Source organism: Congregibacter sp. (genome assembly GCF_965662665.1).
Classification (GTDB): domain Bacteria; phylum Pseudomonadota; class Gammaproteobacteria; order Pseudomonadales; family Halieaceae; genus Congregibacter.
In genome coordinates, this window is sequence record NZ_CBFIIF010000038.1 from 1 (window position 1) to 16,979 (window position 16,979).

10 protein-coding genes are annotated in these 16,979 nt (G+C 56.0%); 5 read left to right on the forward strand and 5 right to left on the reverse strand.

All coding sequences use genetic code 11. The annotated features are described in order from the left end of the window. The 3 genes from ACTG39_RS12610 to ACTG39_RS12620 all read left to right on the forward strand — a co-directional run. The coding region (locus tag ACTG39_RS12610) for an efflux RND transporter periplasmic adaptor subunit (protein WP_439107921.1) at positions 1–1,127 on the forward strand (1,127 nt) is incomplete at its 5' end. 5 nt (positions 1,128–1,132) lie between these two features. Further along, positions 1,133–4,249, forward strand: a complete 3,117-nt coding sequence (locus ACTG39_RS12615) for an efflux RND transporter permease subunit (RefSeq protein ID WP_439107922.1) — start codon at positions 1,133–1,135, stop codon at positions 4,247–4,249. A 14-nt stretch (positions 4,250–4,263) separates the two neighbouring features. Beyond that, positions 4,264–4,848, forward strand: a complete 585-nt coding sequence (locus tag ACTG39_RS12620; protein ID WP_439107923.1) for a RidA family protein — start codon at positions 4,264–4,266, stop codon at positions 4,846–4,848. Positions 4,849–5,072: 224 nt separating this feature from the next. Here the strand turns inward: ACTG39_RS12620 and ACTG39_RS12625 are convergent, their stop codons facing one another. The 5 genes from ACTG39_RS12625 to ACTG39_RS12645 form a co-directional block, all read right to left on the reverse strand. After that, positions 5,073–6,590 carry an arylsulfatase gene (locus tag ACTG39_RS12625; RefSeq protein WP_439107935.1) on the reverse strand — a complete coding sequence of 506 codons (1,518 nt, stop codon included), beginning with the start codon at positions 6,588–6,590 and terminating at the stop codon, positions 5,073–5,075. A gap of 169 nt (positions 6,591–6,759) precedes the next feature. Continuing rightward, positions 6,760–7,641: a dienelactone hydrolase family protein gene (locus ACTG39_RS12630; protein ID WP_439107924.1), complete on the reverse strand. Its 882-nt coding sequence runs from the start codon at positions 7,639–7,641 to the stop codon at positions 6,760–6,762. Between the two features lie 202 nt (positions 7,642–7,843). Beyond that, positions 7,844–9,223 (reverse strand): efflux RND transporter periplasmic adaptor subunit, encoded by a 1,380-nt coding sequence (locus ACTG39_RS12635; RefSeq protein ID WP_439107925.1) that lies wholly within the window; start codon positions 9,221–9,223, stop codon positions 7,844–7,846. Further along, positions 9,220–12,330, reverse strand: a complete 3,111-nt coding sequence (locus ACTG39_RS12640) for an efflux RND transporter permease subunit (protein WP_439107926.1) — start codon at positions 12,328–12,330, stop codon at positions 9,220–9,222. The genes ACTG39_RS12635 and ACTG39_RS12640 overlap by 4 nt, the downstream gene beginning before the upstream one ends. Positions 12,331–12,519: 189 nt before the next feature. Next, positions 12,520–12,894 carry a hypothetical protein gene (locus ACTG39_RS12645; protein WP_439107927.1) on the reverse strand — a complete coding sequence of 125 codons (375 nt, stop codon included), beginning with the start codon at positions 12,892–12,894 and terminating at the stop codon, positions 12,520–12,522. A gap of 124 nt (positions 12,895–13,018) precedes the next feature. Here ACTG39_RS12645 and ACTG39_RS12650 point away from each other — a divergent pair, with 124 nt between their 5' ends. After that, positions 13,019–16,180 carry a WD40/YVTN/BNR-like repeat-containing protein gene (locus ACTG39_RS12650; protein ID WP_439107928.1) on the forward strand — a complete coding sequence of 1,054 codons (3,162 nt, stop codon included), beginning with the start codon at positions 13,019–13,021 and terminating at the stop codon, positions 16,178–16,180. Positions 16,181–16,355: 175 nt separating this feature from the next. Continuing rightward, positions 16,356–16,979 (forward strand): DUF305 domain-containing protein (locus tag ACTG39_RS12655; protein WP_439107929.1); only part of this gene is annotated, 624 nt, incomplete at its 3' end.

A 16,979-nucleotide genomic window follows, 5' to 3' on the forward strand; every position in this document is an offset into this window, starting at 1 on the left:
AAGCGGAGAAAATCATGCTGTCCCTCAAACGCAGCCTCAGCCTGGTCATTACAACAGCGCTAGGCATGCAACTAATTGCATGCGGCAATAGCGGCGACGCAACCGATACCCGCCAGAGCCGCGGCAGAGCCGCAGTGCCTGTGGTAGTCGAGAAAGTGCAGCTGAAGGCCCGGCAAACGCGTGTTGAAGCGGTGGGTACGGCGAGAGCCTACAGATCTGTATCGCTGTTCCCGGAGGTGGCGGGCGAAGTCGTTCAGCTTAACTTTCAGCCCGGCGATCGCGTCTCTCAGGGAGATGTCCTGGTTGCATTGGATTCCCGCGACGAGGAACTTGCTCTGGAACTTGCTGAGCTACGCTTCACCGATGGCAAGCGCATGCTGGAGCGATACACCAAGGCAAACGATAGCGTCGGACGCACTGTTCCGGAAACCACCATCGATACCGCTCGCACAGCGCTGGACAGCGCTCGCATCGAGCGCGACCGCGCCAAGATTGCGCTAGAGCGTCGATTCATCACCGCTCCCTTTGATGGTTTTGTGGGCATTACCGACGTCGATGCTGGAGATCGTGTGGATACCACCACGGAAATCACCACCATCGATGACCGCAGCGTACTTCTCGTGAGCTTTGATGTTCCTGAGGCCTTTGTAGGACGGTTGCAAACCGGAGATCCCGTCAATGTCGAAGTCTGGAGTGCAGAGCGGACGCAGGCTAGCGGCACCGTGGTGGATCTGGGTTCTCGCGTAGACCCCCTCTCTCGAGCCTTTACCGCGCGAGCCGAAGTACCTAACGACGGCGACCAGCTCCGTCCTGGCATGAGTTTTCGGGTGGAGCTAAATCTTACCGGCAATACTTTCCCGGCAGTGCCGGAGGTTGCGCTGCAGTGGGGCGCAGAAGGCGCGTACATCTGGATCGTCGAAAACAATCAGGCCCGTAGAGTAGCCGCCACCCTTGTGCAGCGACAAGAAGGTCGTGTGCTGGTTGATGCTGAGGTTCCCCCGGGTTCACTCGTTGTCGGAGAGGGCGTGCAGTCCATGCGCGACGGCATCTCGGTGCGCACTATGGACGCAGAAGCGCTGGCCCGTGATGCCCGTGGCGTGCTCACCCCCGCCGCGAACGAAGGTTAAGCGCTGTGGACAATACCAACCTCATGAGCACCGGTAACGACCTGCCGGCATTGGGCGTTCGGAGACCCTGGCTGGTAGCAGTCATGAACATGCTCATCGCCATTGCGGGCCTGGCTGCGCTTCTCGCCATTGAGGTCCGGGAACTGCCAGATGTTGATCGGCCCATTATTAATGTCCGCGCACAGCTTCCCGGCGGTTCTCCCGAAACCATGGATGCCGAAGTCACACGCATCCTCGAGGGCGCGGTGGCCCGTGTCTCCGGCGTTACCGACATCCGGTCTTCCAGCGAAGAGAACAGCACGCGCATCCGCGCTGAGTTCGGTCCGGGCTATGACCTCGACCGTGCCGCCACTGATGTACGCGAAGCCATCAGTCAAACCGTTCGTGATCTCCCCGATGACATTGAACAGTTGGCGGTCTACAAGGCCGACGAAGATGCCGAAGAGGTTGTGCGCGTAGCGGTGCTCAGTACCCGCTACAGCGAAGAGGCGCTGACGAGAATTGTCGAGCAGGACATTGTGCCGGCGTTTCTTGCCCTTCCCGGCGTTGCCGATGTTCCACTGTTTGGCAGTCGCCAGCGCACGCTGCGAGTCATTATCGATCCCCTACGCCTGGCCAGCTACGGGCTCACCGTCAGTGACGTCGCTGCGGTCCTTCGGGATGCGCCGCTCGATGTGCCTGCGGGAAGTTTCCGCGGAGGCGACCAGCAGTTACTCGTTCGAGCAGACGCTTCGGTGGTCACTGAGGCGCAAGTGGCTGACACGATTGTTACTGGCACAGTGCGTATTGGTGATGTCGCTGATGTAGCGTTCGCGCCCGCAGACGCCGAGTCCATCGTACGCCTGAACGGTCAACGCGTTGTCGGGATTGGTGTCGTGCGTCAGGCAGGATCCAATACCATTGAGATTGCAGCGGGGGCAGATAGGGCCATAGCGCAGCTCAATGCGCGCTTTGATAACCTCAGGCTCGAGAAGATTTCCGACAACGCGATCTTTATACGCGGGGCAGTGAAAGAGGTATTGGTCAGCCTTATGCTCGCGATTTTGGTAGTCGTCGCGACGATCCGGGTTTTTTCGGGCTCCTGGCGCCTCACCCTGGTCCCCGCTATCGCAATCCCCGTATCTTTGCTGGGCACGGCTGCAGCTATCTGGCTGCTGGGATTCTCGATCAATATTCTTACCCTGCTGGCCCTCGTGCTCGCCACGGGGCTCATCGTCGACGACGCCATCGTGGTTCTCGAAAACATTCAACGCCGTCGTCAGCAAGGTCTGGGCACCAACGCCGCGGCGGTGCTGGGTACTCGCCAGGTGTTTTTTGCCGTCATTGCTACCACCATCGTTCTGGTAGCGGTGTTTGTGCCCATTGCATTTCTGCCGGGCACTGCGGGTCGCCTATTTCGGGAATTTGGGTTGGTTCTGGCGGTCGCCGTCGCAATCTCGTCCTTTGTCGCGCTCTCATTAGTGCCCGCGGCAATGGCGCGATTAGGCGATTCCAGGGAAGGTCGCTTTGACCGACTCATGCGCAGGATCGGTGGGCGAATGCAGCGGTTTTACAGTGCGAGCCTAAATGCCGTTCTCAGGCACCCATGGCCGGTATTGCTAGTGTGCCTTGTTGCGGCAGGCGGCGCGGGCGGTCTGTATCTCCAGCTCGATCAAGAGTTACTCCCCAGTGAAGATCGCGGCGAGATCAACATCTTTGCCCGAGGCCCTGATGGGGTTGGCTTACCCTACATGGGCCGCCAGGCGGACCGCATGGAAGATGTGCTGCTGCCGCTGGTCGAGAGCGGCGAGATCACCTCGCTCTACACCGTCGTGGGGCGCTATGACCCCAACCTGGTATTCATCAGCGCTCCTTTGGCGCACTGGAATGACCGCACACGCAGTCAACAGGAAATCGCAGCAGAAATAGCGCCGATCCTCCGTAATCTTCCCGGCGCAGGACCGCGGGTGTTCAGTAGCAACAGCCTGAACTTGCGCGGCGCTTCCGGCGGCGGACTCAAAATCGTTCTTACCGGAAACGACTACGCTCGCATCTATGCCGCAGCACGCGACTACGCGGACGCCATCCGGGATCGCCTGGACAGTGTCAGTGGTCCCCGCGTGGGTTATCAGCCGACACAACCGCAATTGTCTGTGCGCATTGATCGCAGACGATTAGCAGACCTGGGTGTATCCCTTCCGGAGCTTGCCGAGACACTGCGCGCAATGATCGATGGCCTTGATGTCATCGATCTCAATATCGAAGATCAGGCGGTGCCGATAATGCTCGAAGGCGGTGCCCGCGCGGTGGATGACCCCGGCGATCTTGCCAACCTGTACGTACGTGCCGGCAGCGGTGCCCTGGTGCCGCTGTCCAGCGTTGTTAAAATTGTAGAAGAGGGCGTCGCCAGCGAGCTGGAACGTCAATCCCAGCGCCGAGCCATCGAAGTTGATGTGGACGTCGCCCAAGGTGTGGCCATGCAAACCGCCATAGACGAACTTCGGGCTTTGGCTATGGAAATCATTCCTGAAGACATCGAGGTTCTGACACGCGGCGAAGCGGCCACGCTTGAGGAATCCAGTCGCGAAACTCTTATGACCTACGGATTTGCATTGCTGATTGTGTTTCTTGTCCTCGTGGCTCAGTTTGAGAGTCTCACCAGTGCGATTGTGATTATGGCGGTAGTCCCCTTCGGATTAGCCGCGGCTATTCTGGCGCTGTTCTTGACCGGCACCAGTCTCAATATCTATTCCCAGGTGGGACTGGTGATGCTCATTGGCCTAATTGCCAAGAATGGCATCCTGCTGGTGGAGTTCGCCGACCAGTTGAGAGATGAAGGACGGAGCGTTCGTGATGCGGTGGTCGAGGCTGCCACCGTACGCTTGCGCCCCATCGCAATGACCCTCGTATCCACTGTACTGGGCGCCCTCCCCCTGATCCTATCCAGTGGGCCCGGTGCCGAAGCGCGAGCCGCCGTAGGCTGGGTCGTCTTCGGCGGTCTGGGCATCACCGCACTTTTTACCCTGTACCTGACACCCATCCTGTATCTTGGCGTGGCTCGCTTTGCCCGACCGCGCTCTCATGCGACCGAGGCACTGGAGCTTGAAATGCGTGAAGCTGCGCAACTCAGTCAAGAGTCTTAAGGAGAACAACCGCCATGCCCACCGTACTGTCAGGACCGACCGTGTTTCGAAACTGCGTATTCCTACTGTTGGCAGCCCTGCTGGCCTTCAGTCTTCAGGCTCAAGCTGAAGACAGGAGCGCCGCGGCAACGCCAGAAGCGAAGCTGCAGGAACTGGGTATCACACTCCCCGCGGCACCAAGCCCCGTCGCCAATTACGTCAACGGCGTGCAAACCGGCAATCTGATCTTCCTCGCCGGCAAGGGCCCCAAGCGCGCTGATGGCAGTGAAGTGCATGGCAAACTCGGCAAAGATCTCAATATCGAGCAAGGCTACGAGGCCGCACGTCTCACAGCCATCAATCAGCTGGCAGTGCTCAAAGTCATGCTCGGGGATCTTGATCGTGTCACGCGCGTCGTGAAAGTATTGGGTATGGTGAACTCAGATCCTGATTTCATTGAGCAGCCCGCGGTCATCAACGGCTTTTCCGACCTCATCGTCGAAGTCTTTGGTGAACGGGGCCGTCACGCTCGGGCCGCTGTCGGTATGGCGTCACTCCCTCGAGGGCAGGCAGTCGAGATTGAAATGATTGTCGAAGTCGATGGAAACTCGCAGCACTAAAGAGCAACTTGCCTTAGGCCAACGTTGAATAGTCGATCTGAATTCGAATCTCGCAGGAAGGACACGGGGCGCTGTTTACGGAGTGAGCGTCACCCGACCTAGCGAACGCAGGGAACAGTGCCTGCCGTCCGATCCTGCCAAAAGAATCAACAGCGATAAAAAAAGGGGCCCTTAAGGCCCCTTATGTATTTGCGGTAAATCTCCGCATCATCCTGTGTGAATTCTTACGGTGACCCCGGCGGTGAAGTCAGCTTCTCCATAACTTGCTCCAGAGAGAAACTCGCCGCTTTCTGTCGCGGCGGGTAATCCTGAAAGGTCGTCAGGAACTGACCCACATAGTCCTGCGCCGGTACGAGCAGATAAGCTCGATCGATCATCCAGTCGTAGTAGGTGTTGGAGGTGATTTGCGCCCGCTCGTAAGGATCCCTACGCAGGTTGAATATCAACGGTAGACGCAGTTCGACAAAGGGTTCTGACCAAGCCTGCAAAGTTTGCGCAACACGCTGCTCCAGGAATACCAGCTTCCAGTCGTTGTAGCGTAATGCCATCAAATCGCCGTCGTCAGAGAAATAGAAAATCTCATTGCGGGGCGTTTCAGTCGTCTCGCCCGTGAGGAACGGCAAGAAGTTATAGCCATCGAGATGCACCTTGTATCGGCGGCCAATTGCGCGATGACCTTTGAGCAACTTCTCCTTCACGTCAGGTTCACCGGCAGCGGCAAGCAGCGTAGGCAACCAGTCCATGTGGTGCATGATCTCGTTAGATACGGACCCGGCCTCAATCTTACCGGGCCAGCGCACCGCCGCAGGAACACGCCAGCCGCCTTCCCAGTTGGTGTTCTTCTCACCGCGGAAAGGTGTCATACCCGCATCAGGCCAGGTATTCATGTGGACACCGTTATCTGTCGAGTAAAACACCAGGGTGTTATCTGCAATACCGAGATCATCAAGGAGGGTTAAAAACTCGCCAATGTGCATGTCGTGCTCAACCATGCCGCAGGTGTATTCATCGGCACGAGGGTACATAGACTTGCACGACGACATCTTATCGTCGGCTACGTGGGTGCGAAAATGCATCCTTGTGCCACTCCACCACACGAAAAACGGCTTATCGTCAGCCGCGGCCTTTTCGATAAATGCCTTGGCAGCCGCAACCGTTTCATCATCGACTGTTTCCATGCGCTTCTTGGTGAGCGGGCCCGTATCTTCAATCCTGCCGTCGGCAAAGGAGTTGATGACGCCACGAGGCCCGTACTTGCGACGGAACTCAGGGTCTTGGGGATAATCGTAGTTCTCCGGCTCTTCCTCGGCATTGAGGTGATAGAGATTACCGAAGAATTCATCAAATCCGTGATTACTGGGAAGGTGCTCGTCTTTATCACCCAAATGGTTCTTACCAAACTGACCAGTTACATAGCCATGATTCTTTAATAGACCTGCTATGGTGGGATCTTCTTCCTGCATGCCTAGCTCTGCGCCAGGCAAACCCACTTTTGACAGGCCGGTACGGAAAACTGACTGCCCCATGATGAATGAGGAGCGGCCCGCGGTGCAGGACTGCTCGCCGTAGTAGTCCGTGAAGAGCATGCCTTCACTGGCAATGCGGTCGATGTTCGGCGATTGAAAACCCATCATTCCGCGGGTGTAGGCACTGATGTTGGACTGACCTACGTCATCACCCCAAATGACCAGAATATTCGGCTTGTCTGCAGCGGCGGCCGTCATAGCCCCGACCGCTAGCATGAGCGTGACAAATACGCCTGTTAGTCTTTGTAGCCTCACTGGCATCTCCCCTGGTTTTACAAACTGATGTTGTTCACTGATATCTGTTTCTATGCACTGCTATCAAAGCAAAGCCTTGTTACTGATTCGTGACTGCCGACAGCGCGCCCCCATGGCGAGCGCTGCAGGATTAAACAAGGTGTTCTTGAAAAAATGCCACCATTCGACTCCAGGCCAAATTTGCAGCCTCTGCATCATAGCGTGGGGTGGAATAGTTGTGGAAGCCGTGGCGCGTGCCCGGATATACATGCATCTCGTAGGTCGCGCCTTGTGCTTTCAAGGCCGCCTCATAGTCAGGGCGCATAGCATTCACCCGCTCATCATTCTCTGCGTAATGAAGCTGCACGGCCGCACTGATGTTTCGGACCTTGTCAGTATCAGCCGCAGCCCCATAAAACGGTGCAGCAGCCTGTAATTCGTCACCTAGCTCTGTCGCCAAAAAGTTAGTGGTACCGCCACCCCAGCAGAACCCGGTGGCCGCCAACTTACCCGTCGAAAGCGCATGAGACTTGACAAAGCGGGCGCTGTTAACCATATCCTGGCGTAACTTGGATTGATCAAGTGTTCTTTGCATAGCGCGACCATCATCGTCATTCCCGGGGTAGCCGCCAATGGGCGCTAAGCCGTCAGGTGCAAGCGCCAGAAAACCTGCCACGGCAAAGCGACGAGCTACATCCTGGATATAGGGATTCAGTCCGCGATTTTCATGCATGACTAAAACCGCGGGAAAAGGTCCCTCGCCCTCGGGCTGCACGAGGTAACCCCGCATCGAGCCAGAACTGCCTCCGGGGGAATCATAGTCAACCCAGGTGGCCTTGATGCGTTCATCGGTGAACAGCACTTCCTGCGCTTCGGCATAGTTGGGAATCAGCGACTGCGCCATGCTCAAAGCAGACGCGCCAGCAATCGTCAGCGCCGCGGCTCGTTCAAAAAACTGCCGGCGGTTAATCTTGCCGTGACAGTACTCATCGTAAAGATCAAAAACCTGTTCATCGATCTCGTGTTGTTGCACAGGATTCTGAGCCTCTTATTGCTAAACCGACCATCGCGAGAAGCAGCGCTTGTTGCGAGCAAGTAAGACCTATAATCCCATATTCAACGCAAGACTGCAGGACGAACCATAATCAGAGTCCTGCGACTACTACAACACTACTACAGCACTACTACGGCACTACTACAGCGAGTTGCTCTTAGCCTGACAGCAAGGCATAGGCCTAGCGAGCGACCAGGGCTTCCGGGGCATCCATTTCGCCGACATCATCCATAGCGGGCTCTGCTTCGCCCAGTACCGTTACCCGCGTACCCGAACCAGCCCTACTCAGTGACGATACAACGAGAGGCTCACCCGCTTGAAGTTCCGGGGCGCGAATAAGCAGGCTCATATTGCCCTCGCCATCCTCGCGGATCCCGACACGCTCAATATCCACAGACTTGAGCGTCTCATCCTCGATGGTGTACACAATGCGATCGCCGTACACACTCTGCAACGGGACCTCCAGCAGATTTTCCTGAGCGGGCAGCGTGATACGCACATCCACTGCCCGGCCAAGGGCCAAATCGCTAGCCACCGGCGATGCAAACAGAACATCTGTTCCCGCTCGCCCACTGCGTACCTGAGCACCGATATCCAGTAAATCCAGTTCGACCCAATCATCGCCTACGCGCGCTGCTGCGGCGATGCTCTGGCCGTTACTCACTGCGGCGTGCAGCGCACTGGCGTCACGCTGAGGGAGAGACACGCGCACCTGCTGGGAGTCCGCATTAAACAAAGACATCACGGTCTGGCCCGCATCAATCCGCGCGCCAATCGCTGCATCTATCGCAATGACTGTGCCGTCAAAGGGCGCCACCAGTGACAGGCGCTCCAGGTTCAAACGACTCTCCAGCACATCGGTTTCTGCACGGGTGACCCGGGCTTCGGCGGAGGCACGTTCAGCAGTCTGGCTTGCCAAAAGCATTTCCTGCTGATTCAGGTCCATCTCCATCTCAAGACGCTGTTGTTCCAAGGCATCGTAATCCGTCACGGAAATTTGGCCCTTTTTGTAAAGCGTCTGAAAGCGCTCCTGCTTCTTAACAGTAAGCTCAAAAAGTCGCCTTTGGTTTTCAGCATTTTTTGATTCCGCGACCTGCTGTGCCTGGAGGCGTTCGTATTCACCCCGAGCTTCGACCAAGGCCGCCTCAGAACGGCGCACCGACAATTGCGCATCGCGATCATCAAGGCACAGCAGGAGATCACCTGCGGAGACCTTTTGTCCTTCGCGCACATTCACCTCGGTGACATAGGCAAGCGTCGCTGCGCGTAATGCGGTCGTATTGGGGTTTTCTACACGCCCAAAAACGTGAATCTCAGGCGACAGCGATCGAAACTGCGCCGCCTTGGCAACCACGGGAACTGCTTCCGGCGTAGCATCCACTTCCAGCTCAGCGCTGCTGAAGGCGCTTAAACCAAAAATGGCGACTACCAAGCCCAACAGAATCGAAAGACTGATTCTCGCTGAGGACGAAAGCGCCCGAACATAACGTCCCAGCAAACTGCCTCGCAGCCACCGGTTGAACAGTCGAAAGGGGGACAGAATGATTGATAGAGGTTTCATGCGCTGGGTGCTCCAAGAGCTGGGTTCTTAAGGGTATTAGCGCGGCTCTGTAAGCGACGCCAGGATAACTCGCAGCTTTCTAAAGCCGAGAGGATTGCCGGGATGACCAGCAAAATCAGGCCCGTACCGTAAAGCATGCCAAAACAGATCACGGTGGCCAGGGGTATAAACGCCGCGCCCATGAGTGAAGACTCAAGCATCATGGGCACAAGCCCTAAACCCGTGGTTAACGACGTTAACAGTACCGGACGAAGACGCTGACGAACCGCCTCGGTGATCGCTCGATCCGCGTCCATACCGGCATGTCGATGATCCCGGTAAGCGGTGACCAAGATGATGGAGTCATTAACAATCACCCCCGTAAGCGTAAAGATACCCAGGAAAGCCAGAGGAGTGATGTTAAAACCCATTCCCCAAAGACCCAGCAACGCACCGGTCAAACCAAAGGGAATGGCAAACATGATCGCCAACGGCCAGGTTAGCGAGTGCAGGGTCCACGCCAGGATGATGTAGATCAGTGCCAGAGTTATCAAAAAGCCGATAAACATTTCACGCAGCAGATCGCTTTGCTGGTTTGCCCAGAAACCTTTCCCGGGATTAACGTCCCACTTGCTGGCTATGGATGGCATGATCTCGGCTTCAAGCTCGTTGATCACCGCATCTGCAGTAGTAATCGACTTATCGGGATAGGCTCGAATAGCAACCGTTTGTACGCCGTTAACATGATTGATTTTGTCAATACCGCGACGGCTCTCGATGTTTGCCACCGTCGATAAGGGAAGTACCTCGCCACTGGGAGTGATCACCGGCAGTCGAGCCAGGCTGGTCAGACGCTGGCGATCCTGAAGTGGAAGAGACACGCGTACTTCAAGCTCCGCGTCGTCTTCGGTAAACAACTGGATGCGTTCCCCCTCAAAAGCGGTGCGAACCTGACGACCTACATCTGTAGACGACAGACCCAGCGCCCGGCCCTCAGGGGTCAGGCTAAACACCCACTGATCACGCCCATAGGGAAGATCGTCGTGCACATTGTTCACGCCAGGCATGGTTCGCATAACGGCTGCGAGCTCATCTGCCGCGCCTTTTAGCGCAGCCGTGTCAGAGCCACTGAAGGTCAACTCGATTTCCGGCCACGGCTGATCACCCTGCTCGATCTGCAATTGCTCCACAATCGTCGACTCGGGAATAGACGACTGCCAGTGTTCCAGAAACTTAGCTAGGCTCACTTCCCGAGATTCGGGCGACGTGAGCTCTACAAAAACACTGGCAAACTCCGGGCCCTCGCGTCGATCCCTACTGATGGTTGCGCCGTTAAGCTGCACCCAACGCGCCACGATATTGTCGCCGCCAAAGTGTTCATCCGTAGCTAGCACGTGGTCTTCCAGCGACTCGAGAAACGCGAGTCGCTGTGCTTCATCAGCATCAGCGGTGAACTGAATATTAGCCTCTGCAAACTCGAAGTTAATGTTCATATTCAGATCAAATTTTATGTGGTTCATGGCCACCAGACTTACGGCAAAGAAGAAAGCACTCGCCGCCGCAGTAATAGCGACACGCCGGTGCGCGAGGCACCAGGCAAGGAGCGGCAACACTCTCTTTTCCCGAAAATTTGCGAAACGCTCGTCGAACGCCTTACGAAGAGCCGGCGTGGGTTTTTTGTTTTCCGCCATGCGCCTAAACGAATGCTTGAGGTGCCCGGGCATAATCAAAAAGCATTCCACCAATGACGCGAGGATGACACAGAGCATCAGAATGGGAATCTCGCGGATGTCGTCGCTGTCGACGATAACCAGCGGCAAAAACGCAGCCATAGTGGTCATACTCGAGGCCACGATAGGCGCAAACATGCGCTGAGCACCGACAACAGCAGCTTCTTCGGGTCCCAGTCCATTTTCGAACTGCCAGAGGGAGTGTTCCCCAACAACAATGGCATCATCGACGACGATGCCTAACGCCATCACGAGACCTATCATCGACAGAAAGTTCAGACTGCCACCGAAGCCGTAGAAGAGCAGCAAGGCTCCGGCGAATGAGACGGGAATACCCAGAGCGACCCACCCCGCCACGCGAAGGTTCAGGAACAGGAAGAGCATGGCCAGCACCAGGCAGAGGCCCGAAAACCCATTGCGTAAAACAAGCCCCATGGTGTCCGCTGCAAAGCGCCAGGCCTCAATAAAGACCTTGGTTTCAACACCTCGAGCAGCCAGCGACTCTTCTTGCTGAGCTCGCCAGGTCTTGATCACATTGGCAGCGTCAAAGGTATCTGTACTATCCCCGCGCCGAACTCTCAGCTCTACGGCGGGCTTCCCATCGATTAAGGAATACCTTTGGTTGTCAATTGCCCGTCGCTCGACGTGGGCGATGTCGCCCAACTGGGCCAGATGATCACCGGCGGTCGAAGCAACGGGAAGTTCCTCAAAGCCTCTAACGCTTCGCTGCTGATCCATGGAGCGAATCTGGCGACGGCCCTGTCCCGCGCCTATGGTGCCTGCGGGAGTATCGTTACTGAGACTGGCCACCGCCCGCGCGATGTCGACGATGCTGGCGTTCATCTCCACCAAGGTGAGGCCATCAATCTCGATTGCAATCTCTTCTTTGGGCAGACCTCTGAGTTCCACCACATCGGCACCCAGTGCGCGCAACTGGCGCTCCGCTTCGTGAGCCAGGGGCGCAAGCTCACTAAAGCTATCCGGCCCTGTCAGGAAGACCGCGGCAACCGTTTCGTACCATCGATCGATGGCGACCCGGGGCGGCTCTAAATCCACAGGCAGGTCGCGTACGAGCGCTATGCGCTGTTTAATCGTGTCTACCGCCGCGTTAATCTCGACATCGCGATCAAAGCGCAGCTGCACCCAGGCAAAACCGTTACGGGTCCATGAGTTAAGTCGTTCAACGCCTTCCAGCCCGCGAAGCTGATGCTCCACGGGATTGGTCACCAGCTTTTCCATATCCTCCGCAGATGCACCCGGCCACTGCAGTTCCACCTCGGCCACGTTCCAGCTCTGATCAGGATTCATCTGGACTTTGATCTTTACCGCACCCCACACACCCGCCATAAGCATCATGACCATGAGGAGGTTTGCGGCGAGGCGATGACGGGCGAACATGTCGATCCATCCGGATCGCCCTGATGGTGATGACTTGTTGAATGCTGGGGTTTGCACGATCGCGGACTCACGCCAAATAGTTTCTAGTGCGTGAAATCTACTCCCGCTTTATCAGCCTGGGGAGTCCTTTGCGGTGGAATGCTGTATTTGGGCGACTAGTTACAGAAACCGGGCCCAAAATCAGCGAACTTAATACCCCACTGGCTCGTAGAAAGAGCATGCTTGGCCTTCAAAACCTCCTATCAAGCGTGTTTGGGTCTTCGCAGGGCTATGAATACCGCGAGCAAAGAATGTAAAGATATTGGATGTGGTGCCACCTGGGATCGCAGCAATAAGCGCAACACCCGCCGCAACGCCGCCCACCGCGCCCAAAGCCCAAATACAGAGGTAAGCGATTAACGGTACAAGCGCCAATTGGATCACTGTGCCAATAGTGAATGCACGAGGCGATGCCAATACGTCGCGAAAGTGGGTAAGGGTTAGCGTTGCCCCCATACCCAGCATCACCATCACAAGCTGAAAGACCGCCACCCAGTATTCGTACTCAACGTAAAGCTCACCCATAGGAAGCCTCTGAAACGTCTGTTATTCGAGTAGCCACCACGGCTAATTTAAGGACTATCAGAGCAACAAGATAGCAGCCTGAGTGTTGTAAGCTATAGCATTAACGTAATCACTGGATGCCACCATGGCCTATTCATCACGCATCTTTCGCGGCTTTATCTGGACAATTTTAGCGCTGGTTAGTCTCAGCACTGCAAGCTTAAGTAACGCGACGAGCGCCGCAGAAAGTGTCGATGAGTCTCTCTACCAAACTATGAAGTACCGCAACATCGGGCCCTTCCGAGGCGGAAGAGTCACTGCCGTAGCGGGCATCGAAAGCGAGCCGCTTAGCTATTACTTTGGTGCCACCGGCGGTGGGGTCTGGAAAACGACCAGCGCGGGCAGCGCCTGGGAGAACGTCTCCGATGGTTTCTTTAACACCGGTGGAATTGGCGCTATCGATGTCGCGGACAGCGACCCCAACATCATTTACGTCGGCACCGGTGAGGGCCCCGTCCGGGGAGTGAAAACATCCCACGGCGATGGCGTATACAAGTCCACGGACGCTGGAAAAACGTGGACGCACATGGGTCTGGAAGCAACTCGTCATATCAGCCGCATTCACATCCATCCTAAAAATCCCGACATCGTCTTTTTAGCGGCTCAGGGCAACCCTTGGGGCGCCAATGAAGAGCGTGGCATTTACAAAACGGTAGACGGTGGCGAGAGCTGGAAAAAAGTCCTCTATGTGAACGAAGACTCGGGCTTTGCTGACATGAGTATGGATGCGAGTGATCCGAACTTCCTCATGGCGACAAGCTGGGACTTTCGGCGCAGGCCCTGGGTTGTTAAGAGCGGCGGCCCGGGCAGCCGTGTCTACAAATCCACCGATGGCGGCGAAAACTGGAAAGAGATCACCAAGGGTTTGCCCGCACTCAAGGGAAAAATGGGCATCGCCATCTCCCCCGCCAACCAGAACATTGTCTACGCCGCCATCGAAGCCAAGGATGGTGAGGGTGGCGTCTATCGCTCGGATGATCGCGGAGAGAGCTTCACGCAGGTAAGCGACGACCCCAACACCTGGGCCCGCGCCTGGTACTACATGCACATCACCGCCGACCCAAACGATGAGGACGAAGTTTGGGTTATGAACGGTGTGCTCATTAAGTCCATCGATGGTGGTAAGAACTTCGAACGGGTCAAAGCCCCACACGTTGACCATCATGCCATTTGGATTAACCCCTCGGACAGCAACATCCTGATCAATGGTAATGACGGCGGCGCCAATGTCTCCATGGACGGCGGCGAAACCTGGTCTACACAGTTAAATCAGCCCACAGGGCAGTTCTATCGTGTCATCACCGACAACGCCTACCCCTACCGTATTTACTCCGCGCAGCAGGACTCCAATGGCATTACCATCGCGAGCCAGAGCATGAGCGACAGTGGCGGCGGCATTGGCTTAAGTCACTGGTGGTCCATTGGTTCCGGTGAGAGTGCAACCATCGCCTTTGACAAAGATGATCCCAAGTACGTCTACACCACATTCTTCGCCAGCATGCTCGGGGAATGGAATCGCGACACCCGCCAGTACCGCAACGTGCGACCCTACCCGGAAAGAATCACCGGTGAAGAGCCGAAAAACCTGAGATATCGCGCGAACTGGAACGGCCCTGTGATCGTTTCACCTCATGACCCCAATCGCATTTACTACGGATCCCAGTACTTAATGACGTCTACCGATCGCGGCGTTAGCTGGTCGGTCATCAGTGAGGACCTCACGCGTAACGACAAAGATCATCAGGGCCGCGGCGGCTACCCTATCTCCAACGAGCAGATTACCGCCGAAAGCTATAACAATTTGTTTGTTATCGCAGAAAGCCCGGTTAGCGAGGGTGTCATCTGGACCGGCTCCGATGACGGACTGGTTCACCTCACGCGGGACGGCGGCAAAACCTGGGAGAATGTCACGCCCCGAGGTCTCCCCGAGGGCATCATCAATGTCATCGACGCGTCCCCTCACGATGCAGCTACGGCCTATTTTGCCCGTGCCGGTTTCAAAATGAATGACTTCACACCCAGCATTTATAAGACCGAAAATTACGGGAGGTCCTGGAAGAAGATCGTTAAGGGAATTCCGGAAAACACCTTCGCAAGAACTGTTCGCGTTGATCCGGAGCGTCCGGGACTTTTGTATGCAGGTACCGAGAACGGACTGTTTGTCTCCTTTAATGATGGCGGGAACTGGCAAAGTCTGCAGTTGAATCTTCCTCAGGTTCCCATCACCGATCTCTATGTTCAGCAGAGTGACCTTGTAGTGTCGACCCAAGGCCGATCTCTGTGGATTCTCGATGACTTAACGCCATTGCATCAGCTCTTTGATGGTCTTGCTGATGAGGCTGCCGTACTTCTGGATCCGCGTGACCCCATACGCAACATTTCTAACGGCTATCCAGATGACGGGCCGGGCGAAAACCCGCCCCGGGGTCTCCAAGTGCACTACGTTTTGAGTGAGGAAACCGACGCAGCTATTCAATTCGATATCATTAACCAACGAGGTGAGGTGGTGTATACCGATCGATCAGATTTGGAAGGCACCATCTGTGGTCGCGGTCAGGCCGAAATACCACGCCCGGAAACCATCTCTGCAAAAGCAGGTGACAACCGATGGGAGTGGCGTCTGCAGATGGGAGAGTTCGACTGCCTACCCGAGATCTACAGCGTATCGGGCAGCATGGACGCCTACACGGCCGCGCCGGGAGACTATAAGGTTCGCATGACTATCGGTGATGACGTGCAGGAGCAGGCGTTCACGATCCGCGTGGACCCGCGACTTGGAGGCGACACCAAGGAGAATCTGCAGGAGTACGCCGCTATGGATGCACTCTCTGGCTCACTCATGGCGGCGGCCACGGCTATGAGCGAGGGCGTGACAGATCTGCGTATGGTCAAGAAGCAGCTCGCCCTCATCAATGAACTGGGAGCACCCCAAGCGGTCGTTGATAAAGGAGCAGAGCTCGAAGCCAGCGTCGACGCCTGGATTGCTCTCATTCTGCAAAAGGAGCTCAAGACCTTTCAACACGTGTATCAGCACGAAGGTCGCTTCCTCATGAAGATCAAGGATATTCTTGGTCGCATGCACGGATCTGAAATCCCCTTGACCGACGGATTTAAAGAGGTGACTGAGGATTATCTTGAGATCTGGGCAGCTTATGAAGCACAGTTGGCAAACATCCGGAGCGAAGAATTGAAGAGTTTCAACAGCGTCGCTGCAGAAAACGGGGTCTCTACGATAAAGCTTCCCTGAAAAAACCTCTCGGGCCCGCTTAGAAAAGCGGGCTGGTTTTTTTAGTAGCGCGTACTGGCAATCGTCTCACCGTCTTTTATGCAGCAATCTTTATACTGAACCTGCACCACACTTCTTACACTGCGCTATCATCAGGCATTGCATCACGACTTAGTATTTTGGAGCACCTTAGTTAATGAATAAGCACTATCGAAGCGCCGCACCACTTTCCAGCGCCCTCGCGCTCGTCCTGGGAACTATGAGTCTCAGCCTCTCTTTGGTAAGCAATGCACAGGTACCCATCGTCAAGCCCGGTGCTCCGGGTGAAGCGACCCAAACTCTGAGCGCCGAAGAAGCCGTAGCCATTGCCGAGTCCTCCTATTCTCCCGCCGATGTAACTTTCATGCAGGACATGATCCCCCATCACAATCAGGCAACCCAGATGGCCGAATTGGTAAAGGATCGCACCAATAATCCCGCGCTTGTGGATCTGGCGGACCGTATCAACGGCACCCAGGCGGACGAAATTGCCTTCATGCAGGAGTGGCTTGCCGAGCGTGGCGAAGACGTCCCTAATCCTTCGGACCACGACGGCATGCATATGCACCACGATATGGCTGGCATGGCCAGCCCCCAACAGATGGCGGAACTGGCAAAGGCCGAGGGCACCGACTTTGACCGCATGTTTTTGACATTGATGATCAAGCATCATGACGGCGCCATCACCATGGTCGAAGACCTGATGGATCAATCGGGCTCTGCCTATGATCCTGTGCTTTACGAATTCACCAACGACATCAGTAACGACCAAGCCGTAGAG

Coding starts and splice junctions, on each gene's coding strand:
- ACTG39_RS12635 (WP_439107925.1), bottom strand. CDS start 9,223: ATGAAACCTCTATCAATCATTCTGTCCCCCTTTCGACTGTTCAACCGG.
- ACTG39_RS12620 (WP_439107923.1), top strand. CDS start 4,264: ATGCCCACCGTACTGTCAGGACCGACCGTGTTTCGAAACTGCGTATTC.
- ACTG39_RS12650 (WP_439107928.1), top strand. CDS start 13,019: ATGGCCTATTCATCACGCATCTTTCGCGGCTTTATCTGGACAATTTTA.
- ACTG39_RS12645 (WP_439107927.1), bottom strand. CDS start 12,894: ATGGGTGAGCTTTACGTTGAGTACGAATACTGGGTGGCGGTCTTTCAG.
- ACTG39_RS12640 (WP_439107926.1), bottom strand. CDS start 12,330: ATGTTCGCCCGTCATCGCCTCGCCGCAAACCTCCTCATGGTCATGATG.
- ACTG39_RS12625 (WP_439107935.1), bottom strand. CDS start 6,590: ATGCTAGCGGTCGGGGCTATGACGGCCGCCGCTGCAGACAAGCCGAAT.